General features: G+C 72.0%; 11 protein-coding genes and 1 pseudogene. 3 read left to right on the top strand and 9 right to left on the bottom strand.

The window, feature by feature from the left end; all coding sequences use genetic code 11:
- Positions 1 to 11: 11 nt before the first annotated feature.
- From ACIREE_RS24035 to ACIREE_RS24025, 3 genes are read right to left on the bottom strand one after another with little or no spacing between them, the layout of a single operon-like run.
- A complete protein-coding gene (locus tag ACIREE_RS24035; RefSeq protein ID WP_404155653.1) occupies positions 12 to 1,085 on the bottom strand; it encodes a prenyltransferase in 1,074 nt (357 codons plus the stop codon).
- Positions 1,082 to 1,822, bottom strand: coding sequence for a class I SAM-dependent methyltransferase (locus tag ACIREE_RS24030; protein WP_363191375.1), 741 nt, complete (start codon positions 1,820 to 1,822; stop codon positions 1,082 to 1,084). The genes ACIREE_RS24035 and ACIREE_RS24030 overlap by 4 nt, the downstream gene beginning before the upstream one ends.
- Positions 1,816 to 3,159 carry a glycosyltransferase family 4 protein gene (locus ACIREE_RS24025; RefSeq protein ID WP_404155650.1) on the bottom strand — a complete coding sequence of 448 codons (1,344 nt, stop codon included), beginning with the start codon at positions 3,157 to 3,159 and terminating at the stop codon, positions 1,816 to 1,818. The genes ACIREE_RS24030 and ACIREE_RS24025 overlap by 7 nt, the downstream gene beginning before the upstream one ends.
- Positions 3,160 to 3,343: 184 nt before the next feature.
- Between ACIREE_RS24025 and ACIREE_RS24020 the strand changes: the two genes are divergently transcribed.
- Both ACIREE_RS24020 and ACIREE_RS24015 read left to right on the top strand, forming a co-directional pair.
- The gene (locus ACIREE_RS24020; protein WP_404155647.1) at positions 3,344 to 3,964 is read left to right on the top strand and encodes a TetR family transcriptional regulator; all 621 of its coding nucleotides are present in this window, start codon (positions 3,344 to 3,346) and stop codon (positions 3,962 to 3,964) included.
- Between the two features lie 147 nt (positions 3,965 to 4,111).
- Positions 4,112 to 4,576, top strand: a pseudogene (locus ACIREE_RS24015) (LuxR C-terminal-related transcriptional regulator); the annotation flags it as partial.
- Here ACIREE_RS24015 and ACIREE_RS24010 read toward each other — a convergent pair.
- From ACIREE_RS24010 to ACIREE_RS23985, 6 genes are all read right to left on the bottom strand, one after another.
- Positions 4,499 to 6,415: an ATP-binding cassette domain-containing protein gene (locus ACIREE_RS24010; protein ID WP_404155644.1), complete on the bottom strand. Its 1,917-nt coding sequence runs from the start codon at positions 6,413 to 6,415 to the stop codon at positions 4,499 to 4,501. The pseudogene ACIREE_RS24015 and the gene ACIREE_RS24010 sit on opposite strands and share 78 nt — an antisense overlap.
- Positions 6,412 to 8,175, bottom strand: coding sequence for an ABC transporter ATP-binding protein (locus tag ACIREE_RS24005; protein ID WP_404155641.1), 1,764 nt, complete (start codon positions 8,173 to 8,175; stop codon positions 6,412 to 6,414). Before ACIREE_RS24005 ends, ACIREE_RS24010 begins: the two co-directional genes overlap by 4 nt.
- 128 nt (positions 8,176 to 8,303) lie before the next feature.
- The gene (locus ACIREE_RS24000; protein WP_404155638.1) at positions 8,304 to 8,441 is read right to left on the bottom strand and encodes a SapB/AmfS family lanthipeptide; all 138 of its coding nucleotides are present in this window, start codon (positions 8,439 to 8,441) and stop codon (positions 8,304 to 8,306) included.
- An 89-nt stretch (positions 8,442 to 8,530) separates the two neighbouring features.
- On the bottom strand, positions 8,531 to 11,170 hold the full coding sequence (gene lanKC / locus ACIREE_RS23995; RefSeq protein WP_404155635.1) for a class III lanthionine synthetase LanKC: 2,640 nt from the start codon (positions 11,168 to 11,170) through the stop codon (positions 8,531 to 8,533).
- A 214-nt stretch (positions 11,171 to 11,384) separates the two neighbouring features.
- Positions 11,385 to 11,618 (bottom strand): ferredoxin, encoded by a 234-nt coding sequence (locus ACIREE_RS23990; protein ID WP_404155632.1) that lies wholly within the window; start codon positions 11,616 to 11,618, stop codon positions 11,385 to 11,387.
- 2 nt (positions 11,619 to 11,620) lie between these two features.
- The gene (locus tag ACIREE_RS23985; RefSeq protein WP_404155629.1) at positions 11,621 to 13,093 is read right to left on the bottom strand and encodes an aldehyde dehydrogenase; all 1,473 of its coding nucleotides are present in this window, start codon (positions 13,091 to 13,093) and stop codon (positions 11,621 to 11,623) included.
- A 217-nt stretch (positions 13,094 to 13,310) separates the two neighbouring features.
- Between ACIREE_RS23985 and ACIREE_RS23980 the strand changes: the two genes are divergently transcribed.
- Positions 13,311 to 14,363, top strand: a complete 1,053-nt coding sequence (locus ACIREE_RS23980; RefSeq protein WP_404155626.1) for an MBL fold metallo-hydrolase — start codon at positions 13,311 to 13,313, stop codon at positions 14,361 to 14,363.
- Positions 14,364 to 14,385 lie beyond the last annotated feature (22 nt).

Genomic DNA, 14,385 nt, shown 5'->3' with positions numbered 1-14,385 from the left:
CCGCGGATGCCTCAGGCGCAGCACTCCGGTTCGACGCCGGAGGGGAGCAGGTCACCGCCGAACACCTGGCAGGTCGCCTCGTCCCCGCCGAGCGCCGCCACCGCGAGCAGCACGGACCCCGCGGTCCACGTCGTGAGTTCCTCGGGCCACACGGCCCGGTCCTCGAAGACGTAACCGGTCCAGTAGAGCCCGGAGCGCGGGTCCCGCAGGTGCTGGATGTCCTGGAGGATCGTCAGCGCGCGGTCGGACTCGCCCATCGCCCAGAGGGCGAGGGCGAGTTCGGCGCTCTCGCCGCCGGTCACCCAGGGGTTCGGCACGACGCAGCGCACACCGAGTCCCGGCACCACGAACCGGTCCCAGTCGCCTTCGATACGTGCCTGGGCCTCGGCCCCGCGCAGCGCGCCGCCGAGCACCGGGTAGTACCAGTCCATCGAGTAGCGGTCCTTGTCGAGGAACCGCTCGGGGTGGCGCCGGATGGCGTGGCGCAGCGCGCCGACGGCCAACTCCCAGTCGGGCTGCGGCTCCTCGCGTTCGTCGGCGATGGCGAGCGCGCACTTGAGGGCGTGGTGGATCGATGAACTGCCGGTCAGCAGGGCGTCGTTGACATCGGTTCCGTCGTCGTCGCGCTTCCAGCCGATCTGGCCGCCGGACTGCTGGAGCCGCAGCACGAACTCGATCGCCGCGCACACCACGGGCCACATGCGGTCCAGGAACGCGTCGTCTCCGGTGGAGAGGTAGTGGTGCCAGACGCCGACGGCCACGTAGGCGACGAAGTTGGTCTCGCGGCCGCGGTCGGTGACGTCGCCCGGGTCGCCGTCCTGGTAGGCGGCGTACCAGGAGCCGTCCTCGTTCTGGTGCCGGGCGAGCCAGTCGTAGGCGAGCGCCGCGGCTTCGTGCTCGCCGGCCACGTCGAGCGCCATGGCGGTCTCGGTGTGGTCCCACGGGTCGAGGTGGTGGCGGCGGAACCACGGGATGGCGCCGTCGGGGCGCTGCACGTCCAGCAGTCCGCGCACCGTCTGTGCGACCTGATCGGCCGTCAGTACGCCGTCGAGTACGAGGAGTTCGGTCCGCTCAGGACTGCTCACGCAGCGGCCCCGCTGGCCTTCGGCAGGTGCGGCTTGGTGGCGTAGGCGACGAAGCTCTTGCCGACGACGGGGTTGAGGAGCTGCTCGGCGACCCGGGTCAGCGCGGGCTTCTTCATGATGTCCCAGACCAGGAGCTTGTGGTACGCCTTCACCGGCAGCGCCTTGTCGTTGTCGACGCCGAACGCGCACTTGAGCCACCAGTACGGGGCGTGCAGGGCGTGCGCGTGGTGCGTGCCGTACGGCTTGAGGCCCGCCTCGCGCATCCTGCCGAGGAGTTCGTCGGCCTTGTAGATGCGGATGTGGCCGCCCTCGACCTCGTGGTACTCGTCGGAGAGCGCCCAGCACACCTTCTCCGGGCCGTAGCGCGGCACGGTGACGGCGATGCGGCCGCCGGGCTTGAGCACGCGCACCATCTCGGCGAGCACGCCCTTGTCGTCGGGGATGTGCTCCATGACCTCGCTGATGATGACGACGTCGAACGACTCGTCGGGGAAGGGAAGATGGAGCGCGTCCCCCTCCATCGCGGTGGCCGTGGCGCCGGCCGGGGCCTCGCCCGCCTCCTTCATGGCGGCGAACCACTTGGCGACCTCGGCGATCTCCTCCGCGTTCTGGTCCAGCGCGACGACCTGCGCTCCGCGCCGGTAGCACTCGAAGGCGTGCCGGCCGGCTCCGCACCCGAGGTCGAGGACGCGATCACCCGCGGCGAGGGGGAAGCGGGTGAAGTCGACGGTCAGCACGTGGCCCTGCTTTCCTGAGAGGTTTCCTGGTGGGGTCGGCCATCGACAGAACTTCTGCCGGGGGCCCGGTCGATGGCCGCGCGGTACAGCTCGGCCGTGCCCTGCGCGGCCCGCGCCCAGGTGAACCGGGCCAGGACCCTGGCGCGTCCGGCGGCGCCGAGGCGGGCGCGCAGGGCCGGGTCGCCGAGCATCCGGATCAGGGCGGTGGCGAGGGCGCCCGGGTCGCCCGTGGGCACCGCGAGGCAGGTCTCGCCGTCGGGGCCCGCGACCTCGGGGATCGCGCCGCCGGTGGTGGCGACGAGCGGGGTCCCGGTGGCCATGGCCTCGGCGGCGGGCAGCGAGAAGCCTTCGTAGAGCGAGGGCACGCACGCGACCTGCGCGGAGCGGACGAGGTCGACGAGTTCCTGGTCGCTGATGCCCTTGACGAACTGGACGGCGCCTTCGAGCCCGTACCGCTCGATGGCCTGGGCGACGGGTCCGTCCTCGGCGCGCTTGCCGACGACGACGAGATGCGCGTCGGGCTGCTCGGCCCGCACCTTGGCGAGGGCCTCCACGAGGAAGACGAGCCCCTTGAGCGGTACGTCGGCGCTGGACGTCGTCACGATCCGCCCGGGTACTTCGGGCACGGCCGGATTCGGCGAGAACAGGTCGGTGTCGGCGCCGATGTGGACGACGCTGATCCGGCTCCTGCGCACCCCGAGGTGCTGGACGATCTCGTCGCGGGAGGTGCCGGAGACGGTGAGCACGGACGGCAGGCGGCGCGCGACGCGCTTCTGCATGCGGGTGAACGCGTACCAGCGGCGCACCGACATCCGCCGCCGCCAGTTCGCGGCGGCGTCGAGGTCCAGCTGCCGGTCGACGGTGATGGGGTGGTGGATGGTGGTGACCAGCGGGGCGCCGAGCGAGCCGGGGCCGCCGAGGAGTCCGTAGCCGAGGGTCTGGTTGTCGTGCACGACGTCGAACTCGCCGCGTCTGGCGCGCAGATGGCGTCCGGCGCGCAGGGAGAACGTCAGCGGTTCGGGGAAGCCGCCGGTCCACATGGTGCCGACCTCGACGGCGTCGACCCAGTCGCGGTATTCGTCGCGCTTCGGGGTACGGAAGGGGTCGGGGCTGCGGTACAGGTCGAGGCTGGGCAGCTCGGTGAGCGTGAGACCGGCCAGGTCCTCGCCGTCCGTGCCCTCGTCGAGCACCGGATACGGCTGGGCGCCGATGACCTCGACGCGGTGGCCGAGGCGGGCCAGCTCACGGGAGAGGTGCCGCACGTACACACCCTGGCCCCCGCAGAACGGGTTGCCCTTGTACGTGAGGAGAGCGATGCGCAACGACTCCGCGGTCACTCCAGGCCACCCTTCTTCCTGCTTGCCCGTGGACACTGGACAGTACGTGGGGACGCTAATCTAGAACAAGTTTCAGACTTGATCGTTCAATGAGCACCGAATCTACCGGCAGGTAGCGAGGCTGCGAACGGTGGATCGGGTGATTCACGCCACGGCCTGGACCACGGGACACGGAAGCGAACTGATGACAGCTCCGGACGGCAGAAGCTCTGCGCAAGGTGCCCCCGCGCTCACCGAGCGGCAGGAGGCACGGCGCCGCCGCATCCTGCACGCGAGCGCCCAGCTCGCGTCGCGCGGCGGCTTCGACGCGGTGCAGATGCGTGAGGTCGCCGAGTCCTCCCAGGTCGCTCTCGGCACCTTGTACCGCTACTTCCCGAGCAAGGTCCATCTGCTGGTCGCGACCATGCAGGACCAGTTGCAGCACATGCACACCACGGTCCGTAAGCGCCCGCCGTCCTCGGACTCGCCCTCCGAGCGGGTCGCCGAGACGCTGATGCGCGCCTTCCGCGCGTTGCAGCGCGAGCCGCATCTGGCCGACGCGATGGTCCGCGCCCTGACGTTCGCGGACCGCAGCGTCAGCCCGGAGGTCGACCAGGTCTCCCGGCAGACGACGGCGATCATCCTGGACGCGATGGAGCTCGACGACCCGACGCCCGCGCAGCTCTCGGCCGTCCGGGTCATCGAGCACACGTGGCACTCGGCGCTCATCACGTGGCTGTCGGGCCGGGCCTCCATCGCCCAGGTCAAGATCGACATCGAGACGGTCTGCAAGCTGATCGACCTGACTGATCCAAGCCACCACTGAGCCCTCTGTCACCGTTGGCCAGTTCTGTCCATCCACTTCGGGGCACCCGAAGGTTGAATTGCTCATGCGCTGGACGGAGCAACCGGAGCAGACGGCTTTGAGGGGGCGGACGTGACTCGGGTACTTCTTGTGCACGACTCCTGTCTGATGCGTTCGGCGCTCGCCGAACAATTGGCGAAGGAACCGGACTTGGAGGTGCACCACACACCGTGGCGCAGTGCGCCGGGGAGGGCGCGTGCGCTCGAGCCGCACATCTGCGTAGCCGACCTGGACTGTGAAACACCGTACGGTATACCGCCGTTGGCGGAGCTGAGGTGCGCACTGGTGGTGCTCGCCACCGCCAGCAGGCCCGGACTGCTGCGCCGGGCCGTGGAGGCGCAGGCTCTCGGATACGTGGACAAGGACGGCCCTGTGGAGCGTCTCCTCACCGGCATCAGGCAGGCGGCCCGTGGGCAGCGCTTCGTCGACGACTCGCTGGGCTTCGGCTTCCTGAAGGCCTCTCAGGCGCCCTTAACAAGAAGAGAGTTAGGCGTGTTATCGCTCGCCGCCGAGGGCGCCTCGGTCTCCGAGATCGCGCGCAAACTCCATCTGTCCAACGGCACGGTGCGCAACTACATGGCCGCCATCACCCGCAAGATCGGCGCCCGCAACAGGATCGACGCCATCCGCATCTCCCAGGGCGAGGGCTGGCTGTGACGCCGTCGGCAGACCCCACGCCCCGGCCAGGTCACGGTAGAGCGGGGAACTCCCGAGCAGCTCCTCGTGACGGCCGCAGACGGTACGCGGCCCGTCCATGACGAGGATCCGGTCGGCCCGGTGGGCGGAGCTGATCCGATGGGCGACGACGACCAGGGTGCCCCCGGGCCGGGTGGCGAACGCCCGCTCCGCGCGCCGCTCCGCCGCCGGGTCCAGATGACAGGTGGCCTCGTCGAGCACGGCCAGCGGCGCGGGCGAGAGATAGGCGCGGGTCAGCGCGATCAGCTGCCGCTCCCCCGCGGACAGGACCGTCGGATCGAGCGGGGCGTCGAGCCCGCCGAGGCGCCCGAGGAGCGTTTCGAGCCCGATCGCGGCCGCGGCGTCGGCGAGTTCGCTCTCGGGCACCGGGTCCGGGCGCAGATAGCCGAGGTTGGCGCGCAGGGTGCCGCTGAAGACGTACGCCTCCTGCGGGATCAGCACGCGCCGCGCCGCCGCCCGCGGGGAGCGCGCGGGCAGCCCGCACACCCGGATCGCCCCCGCCCCGGGGACGAGCAGCCCCGCGGCGAGCCCGGCCAGGGTGGACTTGCCGATGCCGCTGGGGCCCACGATCGCCAGGTGGCCGCCCCGGGGGACGGTCAGGTCGAGGCCGTCGAGGACCGGTTCGGCACCGGGCCCGTACGCGAAGGTCAGCGAGGACGCTTCAAGGGCGGGTGCGGCCGGGTCCGGCTGCTCATCCGCCAACTCCTCTACGGAAACAGCCTGTTGAGCTGTCTCATGCGTCAGCCTGCGCAGCACGACCGCCAGCCGTGAACCGCCCGTGCCCAGGCCGTGGACCAGGTTCTGCAGGGCGGGCAGCAGGGACTGGGAGACGTAGGCGAGGGCGCCGACCAGGGCGCCCGCGCTCACCCCGCGGTCGAGGGTCCACGGCGCCGTCGCCAGGAGGAGCAGGAGCGGCAGCTGGCCGCCGATGCCGAGCGCGAGCACCCGCGGCACCGCCCACCACGCCAGTGTCCGTGCCGCCCGGTACTCGCGGTCGATCAGCGCCTCCGCGTCCCGGGCCGTCGGCTCCTCGGCGCCGGCCGCCGTGACGTCCCTGAGCCCCGCGCACACGAGGGCGAGCCGGGCCGAGACGCTCTCGTCGGCGATCAGGAACGCCTCCTGCCCACGGGAGAGCGGCCGCAGCGTGCCGAGGAACAGGGCGACTCCGGCCACCAGCGGCGGCGCGACCACCAGCAGGAGCACCGGGGCCAGCGAAAACAAGCCGATCAGTGCGCCGGTCGCGGTGAACACGAAGGACCGGGACACCATGATCAGACCGGCGAACGTGTCACGGGCGATCTCCACCTGCTGGGTCAGGCGCGACACCGCTCCCCCGTCGCCGCCGCGCACCCCGCGCTCGACGACCCGGCGCACGAGGAGGTCCCGCAGCGGCTCCACGAGCCCGGCCACGGCCCCGTAGACCCTGGCCGTGCCGAGGGCGCCCGCGGCGACGCCGAGCACGGCCACGCCGAGCCAGAGCAGGCCGATGTCCTGGCGCCCGGCGAGGAACCCGTCATCGAGCGCGCGGGCGAGGGCCCAGCCGAGCAGGAACGTCTGGCCCGTCTCCAGGACCGACCAGGCGGCGAGCCGGGCGACGGTGGCGCGGCGGCGCAGCAAAAAGCGCAGGCCTCGGCGGTACGTTCCCGGGCGCGCGGGGACGGCTGTCGCGGAGGGGACTGTCGCGGACGGGGCTGTCGCGGAGGGAGTCGTCGTCACGCCGCCCCACCGACCCCGGCACTGTCGCCGTCCCCGGCGAACACCGCCCGGTAAGCGGGGTCGTGCCACAGCCGTTCGTGCGGGCCGAGCGCGCGGACGGAGCCGGCGTCGAGCCAGGCCACGGTGGTGGCGCGGGCCGCGGTCGTGGCGCGGTGGGCGACGACGAGGCGGGTGGTGCCGGGGGCGTGCCGCAGCAGGGCGGCGGCGATCTCCCGCTCCGTGATCATGTCGAGGCTGGACAGGGCGTCGTCCAGGACGAGCAGCCGCCCGCCGTGCGCGAACGCCCGTGCCAGGCCCAGGCGTTGGGCCTCACCGCCGGAGAGCGGGGCGTCCGCGCAGGCGGTGGCGTATCCGTCGGGGAGGCGGCGTACGAAGCCGTCGGCGTGGGCGGCCTCGGCGGCGCCGACGACCCGGTCCGGGTGTGTCGTACGCGGGTCGGGGCCCAGCGCGATCGTGTCGGCCAGGGTGTCGCCCAGCAGGGTGGGCCGTTCGAAGGCGTAGCCGATCGCGGCGCGGAGTTCGGTGCGGCTCAGCTCGGGCAGCGGGGTGCCGTCGAGGAGGACGGTGCCGTCGTCCGGGTCGGCGAGGCGGCCCGCGAGGGCGGCGAGCAGCGACTTGCCCGCGCCGGACGCGCCGACCACGGCGAGGGTCTCGCCCGCGGGGACGGTCAGGTCCACGTGGTCGAGGACGGTGCGTCCGTCGCGGCGGACGGTGACGCCGCGCAGCTCCAGCCGGCCGCCCCCGTCGCCGAGCCGGGCGTCGCCGTGGCGCGGCGCGGGTTCGTCCAGGACGTCGCCGAGCCGCTGCCCCGCGGCCCGGGTGCGGGCCAGGGTCGCGATGTCGCCGACGAGCATGCCGACCCCCGTGGCGAGAGCGGCGTAGCGGGACGCGGCGAGCAACTCCCCCACGGACAACTGGTGGCGAAGGAGAAGCACACCCGCGGTGGCGATCACCGTGATCTGCAGCAGCGGCGCGAGGGTGACCGCGCCCGCGCTCGCGCGCCCCTGCACCCGCCACAACCGCAGGCCCTGGTGCACGAGTCGGGGCAGCGGTTCGAGGACCCGCGTGGCCTCCCGGTCCGCGGTGTGCGCGGCGGCGATGGTGCGGGCCCCGCCGATCGCCTCGGTGAGCCGGGTCGCGATGTCGCCCTGTGCGCGCAGATAGGCGGCGACGCAGTCGGACGAGGCCCGCGCGAAGGTGCGCAGCAGCAGGGCGAGGGCGGGCGCGCCGACGAGGAACGCGGCGACGAGCCAGAGGTCGGTGAGGCCCAGGGCGACGATCGCGCCGACGGGCAGGACGAGGGTGGCGGCGAGGGCGGCCACGGTCGCCGGGGCGGGCCCGGCCTGCGCGGTACCGCCGACGAGCCGCGCGACGAGGTCGCCCGCGGGGAACCGAGCGGTGGCCCCGGGCCCGGCGGCGAGAACATGACGGACCAGGCGCCCGCGCAGCCAGGCCGTGGTGCGGGCGTTGGTGGTGCCGGTCAGGACGCCTTCGCAGCAGTCGAGGAGCATGAGGCCGCCGACCAGGGCCGCGGCGATCAGCAGCCAGTGACCGACGTCCCCGCTCACCGAGTCGGCGGCGCCGGCGGCATGCGCGGCGAACAGGGCGTCCACGGTGCGGCCGATGACGTACGGGAGGAGCAGGCCCACGCCCGCGGACGCGACGGTGAGCAGGCACAGGGCCAGACACCGGCCGGCGCTGTACCGGGTCGCTGTGCGCAGGAGTGCGTCGCCGGACGACGTCTTCACTTGGCCTCGCATCCGTGATCGCATCCGAAACGCGCGTCCTGGGGAACGAGAACGCGAACGAGAACGAGGACGGGGCCGCCCCCGAGGGGCGGCCCCGCCGTCACCGGTACAGAAAGAACGTCACCGGCGCGGTCAGACCGTCACAGACACAGGAGCGTGCTGTTGGAGCTGTGCTTGTCGCAGAGCAGCAGGCTGACGTTGCTGCCTTCGCCGCCGCCGCCACCGCCACCGCCGGTGGTCTCGTCGGCTTCCATGCTCTGCAGGTCGAGAAGTGCCATGGTTTTCCCTTTCGTCAACGTACATACCTGTGGGGACGGGGTGGTGCTGTGCGGTTGTGTCACGACTCCACGCGAAGGCGGAGCCGGCTTCAGGGCCGCCGCGGGGGCGGCATGAAGGGCAGCTGGGCGCCGTGTTCCTGGTCCAGGGCCGCGCCGAGCGCGAGCAGGCACCCTGCCGTTCCGGAGCCGAGGTCCATGGACAGGCGCATCATCTGATGCCCGGGGAAGGCGAGTCGGTCCTCGTAGCGCATCGACAGCCAGCCCAGGGCGTCGATCTGGGCGGCGAGCCGCGCGCCGGTGGCGCCCGGTGTCGTGGTGCGGGCGAGGTGCAGGATCATTCCGGCGCGGCCCTCGAACAGGCCGGGCTGGACATAGAAGCGGGAGGTCGCGGCGGTGAGCACGCCCTGCCGGAGCTCCTCGGGGGCCCGGCCGCCGAGGTCCGCGTCCGGGGCGAGCCGCAGGTAGTCGTCGAGGACCATGCCGACCCCGGCGCTGCCGTCACCGAGATACGGCATGGTGCGCCAGCCCTCGTCGACGTGCAGGCCGCCGTCGGACGCCGTCCGGCACCGGTCGAGGTCCAACTCCAGTGCGGTACCGGCCAGTTCGAGGTACTGCGCGCTGCCCGTGCGCTCGTACAGGCGCAGCAGGAACAGGGCGGACCCGGTGAGGCCGCGCATCAGTCCGGCCCGCCGCTTCGAGGTGGGAGTCCGGTCCGTGTCGCGTACGTGGATGATGCGGTCGGCGACGAGAGCGGCCGCCTCCAGGGCCCGGTCGGCGAGATCGCCCTCGCCGGTGGTGCGGGCGAGATGGTCGAGGACCAGGCCCACACCGGGGAGTCCGCCGTGCAGTTCCCCGGTGAGCCGCTGCCACTTCTCGCTCAGCAGGCGGTCGACCAGGTCGAGGGCGCGCTGCCGGTGCCCGAGCCGGTCCAGGACGTACGCCGTGCCGGCGATGCCGTCGTAGAGGCCGAGGGCGGTGCCGGGCGGCACCGGGTCGGTGTGGTCGAGGAGCCACTGCTCGCCCTGCTCGTAGCGGGCGGCGCCGGTCTCGGCGAGGGCGTACAGGACACCGGCCGCGCCGTGGGCGAGACCGAGGCCGCCGCCGGTGGCGAACTGGACGACGTCGCCGGGGAAGAGGCGGTCGTCGCGCTCCGGGGTGGCCGACGCCAGGATGCCCTCGACCATGGAGTCGCGGCTGCGCGGCCAGTCGCCGGGTTCGACCCGGGGAGCGACGCCGGTCGCACCCCTCGTCGCGACCGGTGCCCCGCTCGTCCCCCGGGTGATCTCGGCGACGGCCTCGGCCAGGAACTCCCGCGGCACGGTGGGGAATTCGGCGGCGATCACCTCGGCCAGGTGGGCGGCCTTGCCGCGGTCGACGACGAACAGGGTCGTCACGGGCAGGAACATCGCGATGCGCAGGCAGGCGAGGGCGTAACGGTCGACATCGGTGCCGGTGCGGTCCCGCGGCGCCCAGAAGCCGGGGTGGGCCAGCATCTGGCCGTCGTTCTCCTCGACGCGGGTGGCGGCCTCGAAGTCGATGAGGGTGACGGACTCCGCGTCGCCCTCGGCGGTCGCGTCGGAGACCATGATGTTGAAGAGGTGCAGGTCGTTGAAGACGATGCCGCGCTCGTGGACGGCGGCCACGGCCTTCTCGACGGCGGCGTTGATCCGCAGCACCCAGGCCACGTAGTCGGCGACGGCCGCCGGGTCCGGATCGGGCGCGAGCAGCGGGTGGCGCTCGGCGAAGAACGCGTTGAGGGGGCGTCCCGGCACGTGGTCCATGACGAGGAAGCGGTGGTCGTCGATGAGGAACCAGTCGCGCACCTCGGGCGCGACGCCGAGCCCCGACAGGCGTTCCAGCGCGGCCTTCTCCCGCTCCAGGCGGGCGATGGCGTCGGCCCCGTCGGCGGCGAGACCCGCGTGCGGGCGGCCCTCCTTGAGGACGACCGTGCGGCCGTCGCGGGTGTCGGTCCCCCGGTAGACGCCCCCTCCGTTGGAGAAGTGCAGGGCCTTCTCGAAGCGGTACGGGAGGTCGGTGACGGTCGTCGCGTTGCGGGCGTCGAAGTGGGGTTTGAGGAAGCCGGGCAGGGGCACCCATTCGGGGACCTGAAAGGCGGGGTCCCTGTTGTCGGGTACGAGGCGGCCCTCGCCGTCCTCGATGGCCGTGACGAGCGCGCCGCGTTCATTGGCGACCAGCCGACGGGAAAAGGCGCCGTAGCGCACATAGAGCGGTCCGTCTCCCCAGCGGAGATCGGTGAGAATGTACGGGCCTTCGAGGCCGCGCAGCAGTTCCCCCAGCTCCTCCAGTATCCGGTGACATCTCTCCTCGTCCGCCGGATAGATGGTGACGAACTTTCCGCTGGTGTCGCGGCCCGCGTATTTCGCGTTCCGTAAGTGAAGAAGGTGCGGCGACGGAACGAATTTGAAGGGAATTTCCCGCGGTACGCAGTAGTCCCAGACGATCGAGGCGATCTTCTCGGCGCCGGCCCGGGTGGCGGAGGCGTGGATCTTCCAGCCCTGCCCCGGCTGCTGGCGGGGCGTGCCGTCCGGCTCGAGCGGGGTGAAATTCAGCCATTCCCCGTTGCTGTCGGAGCGCCATCCTTCCGGGACCGCCCTGCGGGCCGTCTCGAACTCGGGCAGGGGCCGCGCTTTACCGTCGGCGGAGAGCCGTTCGGGCGTCTCGTAGAAATACGGATCCGCAAGGGCGTAGACCTCGTACCGCTTGTCCATGGCGTCGGTCGCCCTCCTCGGCATCTCGTTGACGGCCGGAACGAGATTCGCATGCAGCCAAGGAAGGCGGACAGTCACAACTGTCATCAGAAAGAAGTGCGAAACGCACGAGGAAAGTAATGTTCACCCTGTTCGAGTTCATGCTTTCCGCATATGCCAAAGGGCGTCGTCACGACCGGAAGAAGCCGCCGCGCGGGGCGGCGGCTTCGCCGGGTCACTCCTCGGGCGGGAACACCGGCTCACCGCCGCCGGTGAGCGTGATCACGATGGCCTCGACGGGACAGCCCTCGGCCGCCGCCAGCACCTTCTCGTTCGCGTCCGTCTCGGGTTCCTCCGGGTGGGACTGCCGCGCCGTGTCGAGGCGGAACGCGGCGGGCGCGTGGTGCAGGCACATGCCGGAGCCGATGCACACACCCCGGTCGACCTCCACATGCCACCGGTCGCCCATGCTCAGCCCTCCTCGTGTGCGTACCCGGCGGGCAGGTGGATCATCTTGTGCTCCAGGAACGCGCTGTACCCCTCGGGCCCGAACTCCCGTCCCACGCCGCTGTTCTTGTAGCCGCCGAAGGGGCCGAGCATGTCGAGGCTGAAGGTGTTCACGTTGTACGTGCCGGTACGCACCTGGCGCGCGATGTCGATGCCGTGGGCGACGTCGGCCGTCCACACGCTGCCGCTGAGCCCGTAGTCGGAGTCGTTGGCGATCTTCACGGCCTCGTCCTCGTCGCCGTACGGGAGGAGGCAGATGACGGGTCCGAAGATCTCCTCGCGGGCGACGCGCATGCCGTTGTGGACGTCCCCGAGGAGGGTCGGCTCGACGTACCAGCCGTGCTCGAGACCGGACTTGGCGGGCGCGCCGCCGCCGGTGAGGATCTTGGCGCCCTCCTCCTGGCCGATGCGGATGTAGTCGAGGTTGCGCCGCTGCTGGCGCCGGGCGACGAGCGGGCCGACCTGGGTGGCCGGGTCGAGCGGATCGCCGACGACGAGCGCGGCGGCGGCCGCGGTGAACGCCTCGGCGAACTCGTCGTAGCGGGAGCGGGGCAGCAGGATGCGGGTCTGGGCGACGCAGGCCTGCCCGTTGTTCATCCAGGCGGCGGGCACGACCCCCGCGACGGTCGATTCCACGTCGGCGTCGGGCAGCACGACGGCCGCCGACTTGCCCCCCAACTCCAGTGTCACGCGCGTGAGATGACGGGCTGCCACCTCCATCACCCGCTTCCCCGCACCCACGGACCCGGTGAAGGAGATCTTGTCGACGCCCGGGTGCCCGACCAGGTACTCGCTCACCTCACGGTCGGCGGGCAGGATGGAGAGCACCCCTTCGGGCAGCCCGGCCTCCTTCGCGATCTCGCCCAGGATGTACGCGTCGAGCGGTGACTCGGGCGACGGTTTGAGGACGACGGTGCAGCCGGCGAGGAGCGCGGGCGCGAGCTTGGCGGCGGCCACGAACTGCGGCACGTTCCACGGCACGACGGCCGCGACGACCCCCACCGGCTCGCGCCGCACCAGCAGTTTCCCGAGGGCGCCGTCGCGGGTCTCCTCGTAGGTGAATCCCCGCGCGACGTTGATCGCGGAGTCCCACACCATCATCGCGCCGAGCGCCTGGGCGAGCACCGACCACGAGTAGGGGGAACCGTTCTCCTGCGAGATGACCTTCGCGATCTCCTCGTGGCGTACCGCGATGGCGTCCTTGATGCGGGTGACGACGGCGATCCGCTCGTCGAGGCTCATCCGCGGCCAGGGTCCTTCGTCGAAGGCCCGGCGCGCGACGGCGACGGCGCGGTCCACGTCGGCGGGCGCGGCGTGCGGCACCCGCCCGAAGACCTCGCCGGTGTGCGGGGAGACGACCTCGATGACGTCCTTGCCGAGGGGATCGGTCAACTCCCCGCCGATGAACAGCTGTCTGTGTTCCACGAGCTCGGTCATGGCGACTTCCGCTTCCGTGACGGTTTCTGACGGTGTTTCAGAACTGATACCAGTTCTAGTTCGGATGCGGAAGGGTGGCGGACGCGTCCGAGGACGGTTGCCCGGGACGCCCAAGACGGTTTACCCGGGCGACTACTGAAACAAGTTCTACAAGTTCCATTACAGTGCAGGCAGTTCGGGACGACAGGGATGCGGGACGGCAGGGAGAGGCGGGCCCATGGCGCAGGCGACGCAGGCGACCGACCACGGCGGGGGCGTGCACAGCATCCGCGTGCCGATCCCCGACAATCCGCTCGGCCACACGCTCATCTACCTCCTGGACACCGACACGGGACCGGTCCTGATCGACACCGGCTGGGACGACCCCACCTCATGGGAGGCGCTGACCGCGGGCCTCACCGCCTGCGGCACCTCGGTCACCGACCTCACAGGCGTCCTCATCACCCACCACCACCCCGACCACCACGGCCTGTCGGCGAAGGTCCGCGATGCCTCCGGCGCGTACATCGCGATGCACGAGGCGGACGCGGCGGTGGTGCGGCGCACCCGGGAGAACCCGCCGTCGCGCTGGTACGCGTACATGGGCGCCAAACTGCTGGCGGCCGGGGCGCCCGAGGACCATGTCGCGCCGCTGCTCGCCGCGGCCGACGCCGGACGCCCGCGCCGCCTGCCCGGACTCGACGCGGCCCTGCCCGACCGCACCATCACCCCCGGCGACCTCCTCGACCTGCCGGGCCGCCGGCTGCGCGCGATCTGGACCCCGGGCCACACCCCGGGCCACATCTGCCTGCACCTGGAGGAGGACCACCCGGCGAACCGGCCCGGCAACGGCCGCCTCTTCTCCGGCGACCACGTGCTGCCCGGCATCACCCCGCACATCGGCCTGTACGAGGACCCGGCCGTCGAGGAGGGCTCCACCGATCCGCTCGGCGACTACCTCGACTCCCTGGAGCGCGTCGGCCGTCTCTCCCCGGCCGAGGTGCTCCCCGCCCACCAGCACACCTTCACCGACGCGCCCGCCCGCGTACGGGAGTTGCTGGAGCACCACGAGTCCCGCCTCACCGACCTGCGCGCCCTGCTGGCCGCCCCGCTCACGCCGTGGCAGCTCGCCGAGCGCATGGAGTGGAACAGGCCCTGGGCCGACATCCCCTACGGATCACGGAACATCGCCGTCTCCGAGGCCGAGGCCCACCTGCGCAGACTGGTGAAACTGGGTGACGTGGAGGCCGTTACGGGGAGCGATCCCGTGACGTACGTGGCGGTCTCCTGACGGAGCCGGATCTTTGCCGCGC

It is taken from the genome of Streptomyces sp. NPDC102467 (assembly GCF_044765445.1).
Taxonomy (GTDB): Bacteria; Actinomycetota; Actinomycetes; order Streptomycetales; family Streptomycetaceae; genus Streptomyces.
The sequence above is the reverse complement of the archived record's forward strand: the minus strand, read 5'-3'. Positions and strand labels throughout refer to the sequence as shown.